This is a genomic window from Bacillus sp. N3378-2at (assembly GCF_033412715.1).
In the GTDB taxonomy this organism is placed as follows: Bacteria; Bacillota; Bacilli; order Bacillales; family Bacillaceae; genus Bacillus; species Bacillus subtilis.
The window spans coordinates 2,234,088-2,247,017 of sequence record NZ_CP117986.1; the positions used below are offsets into that span (position 1 = coordinate 2,234,088).

Annotated in this window: 19 protein-coding genes and 7 tRNA genes; 4 read left to right on the forward strand and 22 right to left on the reverse strand. The window is 39.0% G+C overall.

Annotated elements, in window-relative coordinates:
• Nucleotides 1-11: 11 nt before the first annotated feature.
• The 13 genes from conC to xis all read right to left on the reverse strand — a co-directional run bounded on the left by conC (nucleotide 12) and on the right by xis (nucleotide 6,798).
• Nucleotides 12-260 carry a transposon conjugation system subunit ConC gene (gene conC / locus PUN35_RS12070; protein WP_014478915.1) on the reverse strand — a complete coding sequence of 83 codons (249 nt, stop codon included), beginning with the start codon at nucleotides 258-260 and terminating at the stop codon, nucleotides 12-14.
• A gap of 11 nt (nucleotides 261-271) precedes the next feature.
• Nucleotides 272-1,336 carry a conjugal transfer protein gene (locus PUN35_RS12075; protein ID WP_041516317.1) on the reverse strand — a complete coding sequence of 355 codons (1,065 nt, stop codon included), beginning with the start codon at nucleotides 1,334-1,336 and terminating at the stop codon, nucleotides 272-274.
• A complete protein-coding gene (locus tag PUN35_RS12080) occupies nucleotides 1,326-1,634 on the reverse strand; it encodes a hypothetical protein (protein ID WP_033882198.1) in 309 nt (102 codons plus the stop codon). The genes PUN35_RS12075 and PUN35_RS12080 overlap by 11 nt, the downstream gene beginning before the upstream one ends.
• Nucleotides 1,635-1,646: 12 nt before the next feature.
• Nucleotides 1,647-1,964 carry a hypothetical protein gene (locus PUN35_RS12085; protein WP_033882199.1) on the reverse strand — a complete coding sequence of 106 codons (318 nt, stop codon included), beginning with the start codon at nucleotides 1,962-1,964 and terminating at the stop codon, nucleotides 1,647-1,649.
• 11 nt (nucleotides 1,965-1,975) lie between these two features.
• Nucleotides 1,976-2,242, reverse strand: coding sequence for a hypothetical protein (locus tag PUN35_RS12090; RefSeq protein ID WP_014478911.1), 267 nt, complete (start codon nucleotides 2,240-2,242; stop codon nucleotides 1,976-1,978).
• Nucleotides 2,235-2,486, reverse strand: a complete 252-nt coding sequence (locus PUN35_RS12095; RefSeq protein WP_014478910.1) for a DUF3850 domain-containing protein — start codon at nucleotides 2,484-2,486, stop codon at nucleotides 2,235-2,237. Before PUN35_RS12095 ends, PUN35_RS12090 begins: the two co-directional genes overlap by 8 nt.
• Before the next feature lie 270 nt (nucleotides 2,487-2,756).
• A complete protein-coding gene (gene nicK / locus PUN35_RS12100; RefSeq protein ID WP_014478909.1) occupies nucleotides 2,757-3,815 on the reverse strand; it encodes a DNA relaxase NicK in 1,059 nt (352 codons plus the stop codon).
• Nucleotides 3,808-5,250, reverse strand: a complete 1,443-nt coding sequence (gene conQ, locus PUN35_RS12105; RefSeq protein ID WP_041516314.1) for a coupling conjugation protein ConQ — start codon at nucleotides 5,248-5,250, stop codon at nucleotides 3,808-3,810. The genes nicK and conQ overlap by 8 nt, the downstream gene beginning before the upstream one ends.
• Before the next feature lie 35 nt (nucleotides 5,251-5,285).
• Entirely contained in the window at nucleotides 5,286-5,666 is a 381-nt protein-coding gene (gene helP, locus PUN35_RS12110; RefSeq protein ID WP_009966619.1) for a helicase processivity factor HelP, read from the reverse strand.
• A gap of 35 nt (nucleotides 5,667-5,701) precedes the next feature.
• Nucleotides 5,702-5,830 (reverse strand): hypothetical protein, encoded by a 129-nt coding sequence (locus PUN35_RS12115; protein ID WP_121517044.1) that lies wholly within the window; start codon nucleotides 5,828-5,830, stop codon nucleotides 5,702-5,704.
• Between the two features lie 202 nt (nucleotides 5,831-6,032).
• Nucleotides 6,033-6,293, reverse strand: coding sequence for a hypothetical protein (locus PUN35_RS12120; protein WP_003240400.1), 261 nt, complete (start codon nucleotides 6,291-6,293; stop codon nucleotides 6,033-6,035).
• Between the two features lie 53 nt (nucleotides 6,294-6,346).
• Complete coding sequence (locus PUN35_RS12125) at nucleotides 6,347-6,607, reverse strand: hypothetical protein (protein ID WP_048356433.1); 261 nt, start codon at nucleotides 6,605-6,607, stop codon at nucleotides 6,347-6,349.
• The gene (xis, locus tag PUN35_RS12130) at nucleotides 6,604-6,798 is read right to left on the reverse strand and encodes an ICEBs1 excisionase (RefSeq protein ID WP_003240395.1); all 195 of its coding nucleotides are present in this window, start codon (nucleotides 6,796-6,798) and stop codon (nucleotides 6,604-6,606) included. The genes PUN35_RS12125 and xis overlap by 4 nt, the downstream gene beginning before the upstream one ends.
• Before the next feature lie 273 nt (nucleotides 6,799-7,071).
• Between xis and immR the strand changes: the two genes are divergently transcribed.
• The 3 genes from immR to PUN35_RS12145 are packed head-to-tail and all read left to right on the forward strand — an operon-like array spanning nucleotide 7,072 to nucleotide 9,080.
• Nucleotides 7,072-7,455 carry a helix-turn-helix transcriptional regulator ImmR gene (immR, locus tag PUN35_RS12135; RefSeq protein ID WP_003240393.1) on the forward strand — a complete coding sequence of 128 codons (384 nt, stop codon included), beginning with the start codon at nucleotides 7,072-7,074 and terminating at the stop codon, nucleotides 7,453-7,455.
• On the forward strand, nucleotides 7,452-7,961 hold the full coding sequence (immA, locus tag PUN35_RS12140) for a metallopeptidase ImmA (protein WP_014478906.1): 510 nt from the start codon (nucleotides 7,452-7,454) through the stop codon (nucleotides 7,959-7,961). The genes immR and immA overlap by 4 nt, the downstream gene beginning before the upstream one ends.
• A gap of 12 nt (nucleotides 7,962-7,973) precedes the next feature.
• Nucleotides 7,974-9,080 (forward strand): tyrosine-type recombinase/integrase, encoded by a 1,107-nt coding sequence (locus PUN35_RS12145; protein ID WP_014478905.1) that lies wholly within the window; start codon nucleotides 7,974-7,976, stop codon nucleotides 9,078-9,080.
• A gap of 85 nt (nucleotides 9,081-9,165) precedes the next feature.
• Here the strand turns inward: PUN35_RS12145 and PUN35_RS12150 are convergent.
• The 8 genes from PUN35_RS12150 to PUN35_RS12185 all read right to left on the reverse strand — a co-directional run bounded on the left by PUN35_RS12150 (nucleotide 9,166) and on the right by PUN35_RS12185 (nucleotide 10,464).
• Nucleotides 9,166-9,249 (reverse strand) — tRNA-Leu (locus PUN35_RS12150).
• Between the two features lie 86 nt (nucleotides 9,250-9,335).
• Nucleotides 9,336-9,417 (reverse strand) — tRNA-Leu (locus PUN35_RS12155).
• Between the two features lie 11 nt (nucleotides 9,418-9,428).
• Nucleotides 9,429-9,504 (reverse strand) — tRNA-Lys (locus PUN35_RS12160).
• Between the two features lie 28 nt (nucleotides 9,505-9,532).
• A tRNA-Gln gene (locus PUN35_RS12165) sits at nucleotides 9,533-9,607 on the reverse strand.
• An 11-nt stretch (nucleotides 9,608-9,618) separates the two neighbouring features.
• A tRNA-Glu gene (locus tag PUN35_RS12170) sits at nucleotides 9,619-9,690 on the reverse strand.
• Between the two features lie 29 nt (nucleotides 9,691-9,719).
• Nucleotides 9,720-9,810, reverse strand: a tRNA-Ser gene (locus PUN35_RS12175).
• A gap of 4 nt (nucleotides 9,811-9,814) precedes the next feature.
• A tRNA-Asn gene (locus PUN35_RS12180) sits at nucleotides 9,815-9,889 on the reverse strand.
• A gap of 122 nt (nucleotides 9,890-10,011) precedes the next feature.
• Nucleotides 10,012-10,464, reverse strand: coding sequence for a SprT family protein (locus tag PUN35_RS12185; RefSeq protein ID WP_003234309.1), 453 nt, complete (start codon nucleotides 10,462-10,464; stop codon nucleotides 10,012-10,014).
• Nucleotides 10,465-10,567: 103 nt separating this feature from the next.
• Between PUN35_RS12185 and cmpA the strand changes: the two genes are divergently transcribed.
• Nucleotides 10,568-10,681 (forward strand): cortex morphogenetic protein CmpA, encoded by a 114-nt coding sequence (gene cmpA / locus PUN35_RS12190; RefSeq protein WP_003225207.1) that lies wholly within the window; start codon nucleotides 10,568-10,570, stop codon nucleotides 10,679-10,681.
• A 9-nt stretch (nucleotides 10,682-10,690) separates the two neighbouring features.
• On the opposite strand, the gene PUN35_RS12195 is transcribed toward cmpA, so the two are convergent.
• Nucleotides 10,691-12,850 (reverse strand): Tex family protein, encoded by a 2,160-nt coding sequence (locus tag PUN35_RS12195; protein WP_014478904.1) that lies wholly within the window; start codon nucleotides 12,848-12,850, stop codon nucleotides 10,691-10,693.
• Nucleotides 12,851-12,930: the final 80 nt, after the last annotated feature.

Sequence of the window (12,930 nt, forward strand, 5' to 3'; positions counted from 1 at the left end):
CAGATGCCCCCTTACAATTTTTCCATTAGCGCATTGATCCAGCCGGAAAATTCTGACCAGTGTTTAATAACCCACGTTACCGCACTGCCAATACAGCAAACAAAGATAATGCCGCCCATTTTTAATCTCATAAGATTCTTTGCGGCTATGAACATGACCACAATCGTAATGAATTGGATAACAACATCTGACGCCCAACCTTTTACCCCTCCAAGTGTTGGAAGGTCTGCACCAAGAATAAAGAAATTCATGAAATCCATATTTAAACCTCCTATTGATGTTTGAGTTTATTTACATAAAACTGACCGCTGTTTTCCGTAATCTCTAGACTGAATTTTTCATTTACCGGAATGTCATTTTCTTTTTCCTTAAATCGAACAGCACAAAAAACCTCGAAACCTTTTTTCGTCTCGAAGATTTTTACTGACTGTACTGCCCCAAATAACAAGTTTCCTTCCAATGCTTCCGGCTTTTTCATCATATAAACCATTTCTTCTTTCTTTTCAGAAGCGTATTTCTCAAAGAAATTTTGAAGAAATGATTCGATAGATTCTTTTTTCTCGCCTGCATATTCGTCTCTAGTTTCTTCTTTGCCCTTAAAAGCAATATCGCCTTTCAAATCATAAATCTGGGTAAAGTAAGGGACGGCAGACACCGCAAAGGAATCATCTTTATTTGTGACTGGAATATTCAGCAACATTTGTTTTTCAGATTTCTCATTTGTTTTAACCTTTTCTTTCACCTTCTTTTTCTTCTTTCCGTCTTTGACTTCTTTTTCAACTTCCTTTTCTACAGGGTATAGATTTTCATATGTGACCTTATATTGAAAAAGGCTGTTTTTATCACCTTCTTTCACGTTATATAAGCTGTAATCTTTCAACTCTCGATCACCTTTTAAACCATCCACATTGAAGCGTTCTTCATCTTCAAAGTGGTTATCCTCCTGTTTCACCATGTAGCTTTCAAGGCTCTGTATACGTTTTTCAATAGATTCTTGATTGTTCTTCACATTCACATATTCATTGATGAACCCTGATAGAAAGTTTTCAGCAGCAGTCACCGAAATTTTTTGTTTATCGTCATTTGTTGGCTTATTGGCTTCATCTTTCATGTCATTAAGTTGAGAGCGAGTATTAATTGACAGAAGCACAGCGAGCAAGCAGATAAACAGCAAGCCACCGACACAAGACCACAATGTGACGGCTATCAGTTTCGACCTGTCACGAGGGACTTTCTGTTTGTCTTTTTCCGGTCTTTCAATTCGTTTCAGTTTTTGAAAGGCAGACCGAAAAAATGACTCTTCTTTTTTATCAGAGCCGATTTCTTTATTGAGCAACTTTTTCACACTCCTTCTGTTCAATTTGTTTCGTTCTTTCCAAGAAAGATAAAAAGGATGCTACACGATGTAACACCCTTTTTATGCTTTGATTCTCCATATAAACTTTTAAACTAGTCATTCGACCATCTGGCAAGTGTCTTGTCTTATAAAAGGTATAACGATACTCAGCAAACCCTTTAACTCGTTCGCCTTCGACAACCAACATACAGTCTCTGCTTAAACTTCTTACAAAGACTAAAGAGGGAATACCAACATTAAAGCCCAGTCTTTTGAAGTGATTATCAACCACAGACACTTGATCACCTCGTTATATTTGTCCTCCGTTTTTAAGATGGGTTTCTTCGTAATCTTTTCTTATAACATGAGGGTCATACATTACAAATTCGACAAGAACTCCTCCGTCATCTGATTCCGTTTCATTTTCTTCAAGGACTCTAAAGTGAAAATACAAGTTCGCAACCATATCCCCGCCGTTATCTTTTCTGACATGAATAATGATCATTTGATCATATCCCGATGACATTTCATCCCTTAATCTTTCGAGTATGTCATCCAACAAGTGTATATTAAGATGCCTTTCTAATGTATTTATAAGGGAGGACTCATTTATAATCCTGTAATCCATATTTTCACCCCTCAGTGATAGTAGGATATTCCTTCAAATTCAACACTTCGTTCATCTGTCTCAGCGTCTTCACCCTCCAGTATGTTGAAGGTGGCTTGAAGTTTAGCATTCACGTTATCTATAACCGCAAGAGTTTGGACTATGACTCTTTGAGCAACATCACTGTAAAAGACATCTTCCATCATTTTTTCAATCAATTCCTCAGCAATATCTAAACAGCCAAGAGACTCCAAATCACTCTCTAGTCGGGCCTGATTCAAAAGGTTAATATTAAACATGAACAATCCCCCCTTTAGTTCTTTCAATGCCTAGAACCACATAACCGGGACGCTGTTTATAATCAGTAATATATATAATTTGTGCTTCTAATTTCCGCCCAGTAAATTCATCCATCCATTCATGAAGTACCAGCGTATCTCCGACCATATAGAACCTGTCGTTTTTCCGAATTTCAAATTTCTTTACGTCTTTTAATACAGCATCATAGTACTCTGGATATATCTTAAGATGGTGCACTACCATGACAGCACACCTTTCTTATTTAATATCTTGGGTTTCACCCAAACCCACCAACGGAAGCCCGTTGGATTGCTGTTAATCTATCCCCCTATTCCCCCGAATCATCGGGGGACTCCCTCGCCGGTAGGCAGGAACAAACGGTTGTTTGTTCATTGCCAAGAGGGTTTTGGTGGCGCTGAATATGTCAACTCCTTATCCTCACTTCGTTCCGGTACCGTTGACACATACGTTTAATCGCATCACCTGTGTTTATAAAGATTTAGCAGCTTGTTTTTAAACCACCATGTCAGCAACATCAGCTATAAACACATTCAACATTTTTTCATGTTTTTCCGCCAGTTCAGCTTCTGCGATCATATCTGACAGATCAGTTTTCCCTAAGTGCTGATCAGCTTCCAGCACCATTTTCATAGTGGGAGCGCAAGAGTTACGAAGCCAGTTTCTTGATTTTTGATAGAAGTCTTTTTGTGGTTTGACGTACAAAGGAAGTTTTCCAACATCACCTATAAATTCAGACCAAAAAAGGCTCGTTTTCCAATGCTCTCTAGTGATGTTTTCATCAGCATCAACGAACCTTACATAGTTATTAATGATCTGCATAGCGATTAAGGTTAAATCCTTTGTTTTCAATAAAGCATCTATAGCCACTTGTGCACGTTCATTTTTAAGCCGCAATTCATAACGATTCCAATCGCCTAGTTCTTCTAACGGAATGTTATACTTTTCTGCTTGTTCATAGTTTTTCTCATAAAAGCAAAGGTACGCTTCTGACTTTTTAGAACCGAAATATATTGTCGTCCCGCCTGTAATGCCATCAGATAGACCTAAGGAGCCATTGAAATCCGATTTTCTAAACCGTGAAATGCATTCGCCCTTTTGGGCTTTCTTTAACAGTTCCGGTATAGAAAAGTATGTCTTTTTATCATCAATAGCTAAATCAAAGCGAGTGAACGAACCGCCTTGTTGCATGCAATCTTGAAAGAAGTCGTACCATGTTTTCTTCCGGCATTCCAAGAAGGATTCAAATTGACGGCAACCTTGACCGGACATTTCTATCAAAACACCTCTGTTGTCATCCGGCGCAGAATAAAAGACTTTGACATAGTCCAGTTCATACGTGCCAACGTAGCCATAGAAACCAGATTGTTTCTCAGTCATAAAGTCTTTGCTAAGATGAAGAACCTCTTCAATAATTCTGTCAACATCATGAGTTTTAAAAGAGACTCGAATATAGTCAACCATTGATACTAAAGGACTTTCAACGGTTTCATTCTCTTCTTTTACGATTACTACCCCCCTGTTAGCGTGGGGGGGGTGTTTTAGCTCATCCATTCGCTTCGCTCACTCCTTCGCCGCTGGCCGTCTGGTCGCTTACGCTGCCGCTGGCGACTGCCGTCGCCTGCGCTCCCTCGACTCCAACCAGCGCATTTTTAATAGACGACATAAAATCATATCCTTTCGGCACGATAGGGCTGTAAAATTCCAACACTGAACCAGTGCCAACATTGGCATATCCTCGCCCTGTCTCTTTTTTATTCACATATGCTTTATCAACATCACCAAACATCATCCCGTAGCCCGTATCTGACATTAAACCTAACGACACACGGAAGCTAAACTGATCTCGAATACCGTCAGCCAAATATTTTGCATCTGGACGTTGTGCCCCTAAAACGAGAAAGTAACCCGCCTGTCTCCCCAACATGACCAACTGTTTCATGTAAGAAAGGGCTTCGTTTCTTTCTTTCATATCTAACAAATCCATAAACGCCACATATTCATCAAAGAAGATAAAAACAGGTTTTAAGCCTAAATAGGCATAGTTTTCACCTGTCTTATAGTTAGACATTTGCTTCATTTCATCCATTCGTTCCATCATGCCATCTACAGACTTTCTCAGGCACATAAGAATACCGTTCTTTTGGGAATAGACCTTTTTCGGAAGTACTTCTTCCAAGTCTGCTAAATCTGCATTTTTAGGGTCTAGTATTCTTACATCTGCCCCCAGTCCAACACATGCCTTAATGATCGTTAGCATGAAGTATGTTTTCCCTCCACCTGTACCACCCGCAATAAGCATGTGCGGCAACTTATCAAATTGCCATGAGATATGCTTCATTAACGGAAGGATTCCATTCTCAGCCACTGCATCATCAATGGAAATACGATTCTTTTTGACATCGTAAAGAAGCTTAAAGCATACAAAACCTTCTTCCATTTGTTTATCAACCAAGTCACAAAATAAGCCGTTTTCCAAATCCTTTCCTAAGTCTAGGAAGCGATTCTGAAAACGGCTCATGTCCATAGCAATACGAATATAGATGTGGTTGTTTTTGACCTGGTAATACATTCTAGGAAAGTATGTGATCTTTTCCTTTGAGTCAGTTTCATTTGAAAAGATTTTTCTTACTTTCACATTTTCTTTTTCGTAAAACTTGTTAGAGAAAATCATTTTAGCAATCTTTTGCCTGTGAAGGATTTTCTTATAGCTGTCAAACAAAAGAAAGTAAGATGCAACTATGCTCCCAACAGCAATTAGCACAGAGCATAAAACGCTTTTAATGATTAAAGGCACATTCCATTCAAAATTTTTTATCACTTGAGATAGATCAAAATGAATGAGTTGTTCTCTCCAAAAAAGGAACATAGACAATAAAAAAACAGGCACAAAGATGATTGCGCCTGCTAATTTTACGTTGTTTCTCATGTACGGGCGGATTCGTTTGCCCCTGTATTTCCAAAATCTTTTGTTTAAGAAATCACTCATATACATCACCCGCCTGCCGATATGAGAGCATCATGTTATTTCTTTTCATTCCCGCCAGTTGCCGCGGCAGGTTTCACAGAAGAGCCACCTTTAACAACAATATCATCAGCTTCAAGTTTCCACATCACATTGGCATACGTCGAATCCCTTTGACTAGTCGCCATAGCGCTAATTTTTGGGTTTTTCAACTCAATATCTGCAAAAGGAGGAATTTCTTTTGCCCCAGCATACTCAGGAATAGTTACTTCAATTTGACCACCTTGAACAGCACTAGCAATGTTATAAATCCTAGATTCCAGTACGTCAGTACGCTTATTATTTTCACGATCATAAACATACCTTTCTCTGTTAAGTCCCATGAATTTCATGTCTCCAAAAGTCATATTGATATCCGGTACAATAAAGTTTAAGTTCATTTTTCATATCCCCATTTCATTTTTTTATAATTTATTTACAAAAGAACATTAATTTCGATTTTATGTTTTTGATTCGCTCCGGTTCTGTATCCATCTTGGCGCTTATCAGTTGCTAACGGCTTTATGCCCTCATGGCAACCTAGTAGGCTAATTATAGCCATCAAGCTGACTACAGCTATTCCGCACGCTTATTCTAGCCTGCTACAGCATTTAAAGTGATTGCTGTTCATCACTCAAATACTCACGCATGACATTTTTATAAAAGTGCCGTATAATAAAGGTGTCTAATCTTTACACGGCGTTCTTGATGATCATTCGTCAAGGCGCTTTTTTTGTCTATATGTAGTTTTCAAGGAACAAACACTCCTAGCGACATAAGTTATATAAATCATCGTTATACAAAGTAAACACTTGGTTATCCTTTTTACTCAATGGACGAGTTGACCAGATACACCACCAATCCCAACCTTTTAACAACTCAGATATTTCTTCATTAGCCTTCAAATAATTATCAGCATCAACAACGAATGTTTCACAAGTGGCATAGTCTTTAAAATGATTCAAATCCTTATCAGCCTTTAAAGCTTCAACATCAGTAATGATTGTTGCATTTACTCTTATTTTCATCGCACCCCCCCTTTCAAAGGATTCTTAACGGCTCCCTATAGTGGTATATAACGTCACACTATGGATGATTGCCGCAGCTTTTCAATGTCTTTTCTTCCAATGCCATAATGCTTACATATCCTGCGATATGAAACACCTTTTCGCAGTAATTCATTAACATTTTCAATTGTTAAGGGAAGGTTTAAATAATGATTTATGATGACTGAATTCAGAGCAATTTTCATTCGTGCTATCCAATCACCTTCCATTTGTCTGGCTAAAGGAACAGCTTCTTTCATAAACGAGTTTGTTATATCAATGTTTATAAAAATCACCCCGTTTGAGATTTTGGACCTTTGTAACAATAACACTCTTCAAACTTAGCTCTACTCACCTTACCTTGAATGACCATATATCCTTCTTCTTTCATTTGAGCATTCAAAGTTCTAATGATGTCATAAGATTTAGCCTGTTTAACTCCAAGAATTTTTTGAATATCTCTCGCAGTTAAAAACTCTCCTTTCAAAATATCACCTCCTCGTTAACTCAACTCTTTGTGAATTAACTTTATTATAAAACTCCTTTTCGTGTAAGTCAACACAAAATTCACCTTAAAGTGTATTTTTTTGAACATATATGGAAATATTGATAATTAAACTCTCCATAAAGAAGAAATAAACACTCCTAAAAGGAGAATTTTGAATCATTTATTTAACTTATAGGTGAAATTAATGAATTCTCCAAAAAATGTTGTTATTATTTTTATAAAAATCAACTCTTTGTGAAATGGATGATAAAAATGAGCCTAGGCAAACGATTAAAAGAAGCTCGACAAAAAGCTGGATACACTCAGAAAGAAGCCGCAGAGAAACTTAACATCGGTAACAATAACTTGTCTAATTACGAAAGAGATTACAGAGATCCTGATACAGACACACTCTTAAAATTGAGCAACTTATATAACGTATCTACAGACTATTTATTAGGAAAGGATGAAGTAAGCAAGAAAAACGAAACTGATTTACTCAATAAAACAATTAATGAAGCCATACAGGAATTAAAGGATGAAGATACACTCCTTTTTATGAATGATGGTGAATTTGATGAGGAAACTGCACGCCTTGTCAAAAAAGCATTAAAAAACGGAATTAAATTCATTGACGAATTAAAGAAGAAAGAGTGATAACAATTTATACAAGCAAAGGAATTAAACATAAAGTCCAATCAGTAATTAAGACACATGGTACAAATAATGTCTATGAAATTTGTGACATCCAAAAAATTTATATACTCAAAAATGATCTTGGACAAGCAAACGGTTTACTACAACATGACAAAGCCACAGATCAATATTTAATTCATATCAACGAGAACCTCCAACATCAACAATTTGTAATTGCCCATGAATTAGGGCATTACTTTCTCCATAAAAGATTGAACACTTTTAAAGTTGTGAATTGCTCTAAAGTTCTAAAAGAGAAACTTGAGCATCAAGCAAGCCTATTTGCATCAGAATTAATACTGACAGATAAAATGCTTAATGAAGCCCTTCCATATATACAGGGTTTTAGCAAAGAACAAATAGCAGCATACTTCAACGTACCATCATTTGTTACTGATTATAAACTTTCTCAAATTGGCTCATTTAGTAACAGAATCTATTCACACGAAATAAGCGCTTTTGGTTAAAGGAGAAATAAAATGTCTGTAAAAAAACTTGAAAATGGTCAATATCAAGTTGACGTTAGTTTTGGATTTGACCCGATTACTGGAGAAAGAATTAGGACGAGACCAGTAGCATCAACCAGAAAAGAGGCTTTAGAATTAGAAGCAAAATTAAGAAGAGAATTTCAAGAAGAAAGAGCAAGAAAGTCCAGATCAGTAAGCTTTCCGACTCTAATTTCAATTTATTTAGCAAATTGTGAAATAGATAGTAAACCAAACTATTATCAGAATCAGAAATACATTATAAACAAACATATATCTGATTACTTTTTGAAATCTGATATACAAAAAATCACACATAGAGAAATAACTGATTTCAGAAAACATTTAATGGAAACAGGTCTAAGCAATAAATCGGTTAATAATATAATGACTAGTCTAAGCAAAATTTTTGATACAGCTGTACATGAAGAAATCTTAAAAAGAAATCCGTGTGACAACGTTAAACGATTACCTTTAACAAGAAAGAAAATGAAGTTTTGGAGACCAGAAGAATTCAAAAAATTTATTAGTTTAATTCCTCAAGATCAATTATTGTTTAAAACATTTTATACTGTTGCTTTTTTAACTGGACTAAGATGTGGTGAAATGCTCGCCCTGCAATGGAAAGATATTGACAAAATCTTATTAGAAATAGATGTGCATAAATCGTGCACCTGGCTTGATGGTCAATTTGTTGTTACTACTCCAAAAACCAAAAATTCGATTCGGCGAGTTAGCATCAATAAAAAATTGCTTAAGCTACTAGAAAGCTGGAAAGAAGCACAAGAAGAGTTGTTTAATGAATTAGGTATTAGACATTCACATGACACCTATATCTTTCAATATAAAGATACACCTTCAAGAAAAGATATTTTCAGTCGGAAGATTAAATACTTTTGCAAGGATAGCGATCTTACTCCTATACGTTTACATGATTTTAGACATTCACACGTTGCACTATTAATACACCAAGGAGAAGATTACATAACAATTAAAGAGCGTTTAGGACATGGTTCTGTAAAAACAACAATTGATGTTTATGGACACCTATATCCAAACAAGCAAAAGGAAATGGCTGATAAATTAGATGACTTACTTTAGGTAAGTGGGCAGTTTGTGGGCAGTAAATCATTTGAAAATAAACACAAAAAAATACCAAGGGCGTCAAAACCCTTGGTATCAGTGATGCGGCCGAGAGGACTTGAACCTCCACGGGTTATTCACCCACTAGGCCCTCAACCTAGCGCGTCTGCCATTCCGCCACGACCGCGTGATCATGAAATTGTGTTGTGTTTGTGCTGGTTTAGTAGGCTCTTAACCTAGTAAAACCGATTTGCGTGCACTTTGTAAATAAAGTGCGGGTGAAGGGACTCGAACCCCCACGTCGTAAGACACTAGATCCTAAGTCTAGCGCGTCTGCCAATTCCGCCACACCCGCAAAAAGACAAATGGTGAGCCATGAAGGACTCGAACCTTCGACCCTCTGATTAAAAGTCAGATGCTCTACCAACTGAGCTAATGGCTCTTACTATTCAATTTAACAAAAATAAAAATGGCTGGGCTAGCTGGATTCGAACCAACGCATGACGGAGTCAAAGTCCGTTGCCTTACCGCTTGGCTATAGCCCAACGAAATGGAATGACCCGTACGGGATTCGAACCCGTGTTACCGCCGTGAAAGGGCGGTGTCTTAACCGCTTGACCAACGGGCCGATGGTTGAGAACTTATATCGAAATCTTATGGCGGAGAAGGAGGGATTTGAACCCTCGCGCCGCTTACGCGACCTACACCCTTAGCAGGGGCGCCTCTTCAGCCACTTGAGTACTTCTCCAATATGGCTCCACAGGCAGGATTCGAACCTGCGACCGATCGGTTAACAGCCGATAGCTCTACCACTGAGCTACTGTGGAATAATGAGACAAGACTTATTATATCAGCCTTGATTTACAGTGTCAAGAGGTAAATGTTTTTATTTATCTCTCGTAACGACTTTTATAATGTAACATAGGCTTGCCATATTCGTCAACCTTTTTTACGAAAAAATTCTTTTTATTTTTCCGCGGCATTTTCCGCACCTGTATCTGTCAGGGTTCATGGCGCGCTTCTTTATATACTGTTGGCCGCAGGCCGTACAGATATACATATAAGTTTTTTTGTTTTCCGCTTTTTTCTTAAGGGGTGTACAGAACCTCGGCGCGTTGACTTGCTGCAAAAGCATTCTAAAATCTCTGTCTCTGTGCTTGTACCCTTTTCCTTCAAGGTGAAGATGATAATGGCAGAGCTCGTGCTTGATGATGCCGATCAGTTCCTCCCTGCCGTGTTCAATCAGATATTTTCTGTTCAATTCAATGTTATGAGAGGTTAACAGGTACCTTCCGCCCGTGGTTTTAAGCCTGTCATTAAAAAGCGCCTGATGGCGGAACGGCTTTTTAAAATATGTTTTAGAAATATCCTCTGTCAGCTTTTGAAGCTCTATATTATCCATAGTGCACCTCACTTAAAAAACATTGAACGGGACAATTCACCGTTCGCATACAATATGGTAATCACCGTCCCTCTTATGATAAAAGCTGAGGAGGAATGAGCCTATGCCAAATTGGCTTAAAAAGCAGATGCAAAAAGCGTTCCTTGAAAAAGATAATTACCAAATTAAACTGCTGAATCAATGCTGGTATTTCTATAGGAAAAAACACTGCTCGTAAGCAGTGCTTTTATTTTACCATAGACAGCGATACTCTGCCTTTTTGTACATCTACGCCGTCAACCCAAACTGTCACAATATCGCCGACAGATACGACATCAAGAGGATGCTTGACGAATTGATTGCTCAATTTTGAGATATGCACAAGCCCGTCTTGTTTGACTCCGATATCAACAAACGCTCCGAAGTCCACTACATTGCGCACGGTGCCCTGCAGTTCCATTCCCTCTTTCAAATCTTCCAGCTGAAGGACGTCTGTTTTCAGCAAAGGCTTAGGCACCTCATCGCGCGGATCGCGTTCCGGCCTTGTCAGCTGTTCACAAATGTCTTTCAGAGTGATTTCGCCGATTCCCAGCTCTTTTGCCGTTTCAGAGAGCGCCAGCTGATTGATTTTGTCCTTCAATTCCGCCGTGCCGATATGTTCTGTTGAAAGTCCGAGTTTTTTCAAAAGTGCTTTTGTTTCTTTATAGCTTTCCGGGTGGATGCCTGTTCTATCCAAAGGCTCTGTCCCTTCCTGCACTCTTAAGAAACCGATACATTGCTCGTAGGTTTTCGCACCTAACCTTGGGATGTCCTTCAGTTCTTTTCGATTTGAAAACTTTCCGATTTCCTCACGTTTTTTGACAACGTTGCCTGCTACAGACTTCGATAATCCCGCTACATACTGAAGCAGCGCGGCGGAGGCTGTGTTGACGTTTACTCCCACCTGGTTTACGACCGTTTCGACGACAAACCGCAGAGATTCATTTAAGCGTTTTTGGCTGACGTCATGCTGATACTGTCCGACACCAACAGACTTCGGATCGATTTTAACGAGCTCCGCAAGCGGGTCTTGAAGTCTTCGCGCAATAGACACGGCACTGCGCTCTTCAACCTTAAGGTCAGGGAATTCTTCTCGGGCCAGCTCTGAAGCCGAATAGACGCTTGCACCCGCTTCATTGACGATCACATAATAAATTTTGCGCGGCATGTCTTTCAGTACATTGACGATGAATTGTTCTGTTTCTCTGGATGCTGTGCCGTTTCCGATCGCCACCATCTCGACTTGATACTGCTCAAGAATCTTTTTCACTTTTTCATGGGCTTCTTTTGTTTTGTTGACTGGCGCATGCGGATAGATCACATCAATTTTCAAGACTTTTCCAGTCTCATCTGACACAGCGAGCTTACAGCCGGTTCGAAAGGCTGGGTCAACACCGAGAACGGTTTTGCCTTTCATCGGCGGCTGCAAAAGAAGCTTTCTCAAGTTCTCTGAGAAAATATGAATCGCCTGTTCATCAGCTTTTTCTGAGAGCTCTTTCCTGATTTCACGCTCGATTGCCGGCTGGATCAGCCTTTTATAGCTGTCTTCAATTGTCTCCTGCAAAATCTCTCTTACGGATGTTGAGCGATTTTTGATGATTTGTTTTTCTAAATACGCCTTAATGTGATCCGCAGGCGGTTCGATCGCTACCTTTAAAATATCTTCTTTTTCGCCGCGGTTCATTGCCAGCACCCTATGCGGAACAACTTTTGCAATTGGCTCTTCATACTCGTAATACATTTCATACACATTTTTCTCATCGGTGTCTGCCGACTTTCCGGCTGCGGACTTAATGGTTCCTCTTTTGAAGGTTTCCTGGCGAATCCACTTTCTGAAGGTCGGCTCGTCTGAGATTTGTTCCGCAATAATGTGCTTGGCGCCTTCAATCGCTTCTTCTCGTGTGAACACTTCTTTTTCTTCGCTGATGTATTGGTCTGCAGTTGCTGCCAGACGATCATCTTGGGGAAGTGTCAGGATATAGTCGGCAAGCGGCTCAAGGCCTTTGCTTTTGGCGACTGTCGCCTTTGTTTTGCGTTTTTGTTTATAAGGGCGGTAAAGGTCTTCCACTTCCTGAAGCTTCACCGATTGCTCGATTTTACCTTTTAGATCATCTGTCAGTTTATCCTGCTCTGCAATCAGCCTGATGACTTCTTCTTTTCGCTGGTTCAGGTTTTGTATGTATTGCCAGCGTTCAGAAATCGTCTGAATCTGAACCTCATCCATTGAACCCGTCTGCTCTTTTCGATACCGGGCAATAAACGGTACTGTATTGCCGTCTTCTAGCAGGCGGATGACACTTTCAACGTGTTTTTGTGATAAACCTATTTCTTTCGCAATTTGCTGTTTTAAAAGGGCTGACGTTTCCATGTAACCAAAGCCTCCAATTTTGTCGTTCTGTCTCTAGTGTATCAAAAACCGAAAAAAACACATAAAAAAAGACAGCTGAC

Excerpts from the sequence above, each read along its gene's own strand:
- conC (WP_014478915.1), bottom strand. The coding sequence starts at position 260 with ATGGATTTCATGAATTTCTTTATTCTTGGTGCAGACCTTCCAACACTT.
- PUN35_RS12085 (WP_033882199.1), bottom strand. The coding sequence starts at position 1,964 with ATGGATTACAGGATTATAAATGAGTCCTCCCTTATAAATACATTAGAA.
- PUN35_RS12090 (WP_014478911.1), bottom strand. The coding sequence starts at position 2,242 with ATGTTTAATATTAACCTTTTGAATCAGGCCCGACTAGAGAGTGATTTG.
- PUN35_RS12095 (WP_014478910.1), bottom strand. The coding sequence starts at position 2,486 with ATGGTAGTGCACCATCTTAAGATATATCCAGAGTACTATGATGCTGTA.
- nicK (WP_014478909.1), bottom strand. The coding sequence starts at position 3,815 with ATGGATGAGCTAAAACACCCCCCCCACGCTAACAGGGGGGTAGTAATC.
- conQ (WP_041516314.1), bottom strand. The coding sequence starts at position 5,250 with ATGAGTGATTTCTTAAACAAAAGATTTTGGAAATACAGGGGCAAACGA.
- helP (WP_009966619.1), bottom strand. The coding sequence starts at position 5,666 with ATGAACTTAAACTTTATTGTACCGGATATCAATATGACTTTTGGAGAC.
- PUN35_RS12120 (WP_003240400.1), bottom strand. The coding sequence starts at position 6,293 with ATGAAAATAAGAGTAAATGCAACAATCATTACTGATGTTGAAGCTTTA.
- immR (WP_003240393.1), top strand. The coding sequence starts at position 7,072 with ATGAGCCTAGGCAAACGATTAAAAGAAGCTCGACAAAAAGCTGGATAC.
- PUN35_RS12145 (WP_014478905.1), top strand. The coding sequence starts at position 7,974 with ATGTCTGTAAAAAAACTTGAAAATGGTCAATATCAAGTTGACGTTAGT.
- PUN35_RS12185 (WP_003234309.1), bottom strand. The coding sequence starts at position 10,464 with ATGGATAATATAGAGCTTCAAAAGCTGACAGAGGATATTTCTAAAACA.
- cmpA (WP_003225207.1), top strand. The coding sequence starts at position 10,568 with ATGCCAAATTGGCTTAAAAAGCAGATGCAAAAAGCGTTCCTTGAAAAA.
- PUN35_RS12195 (WP_014478904.1), bottom strand. The coding sequence starts at position 12,850 with ATGGAAACGTCAGCCCTTTTAAAACAGCAAATTGCGAAAGAAATAGGT.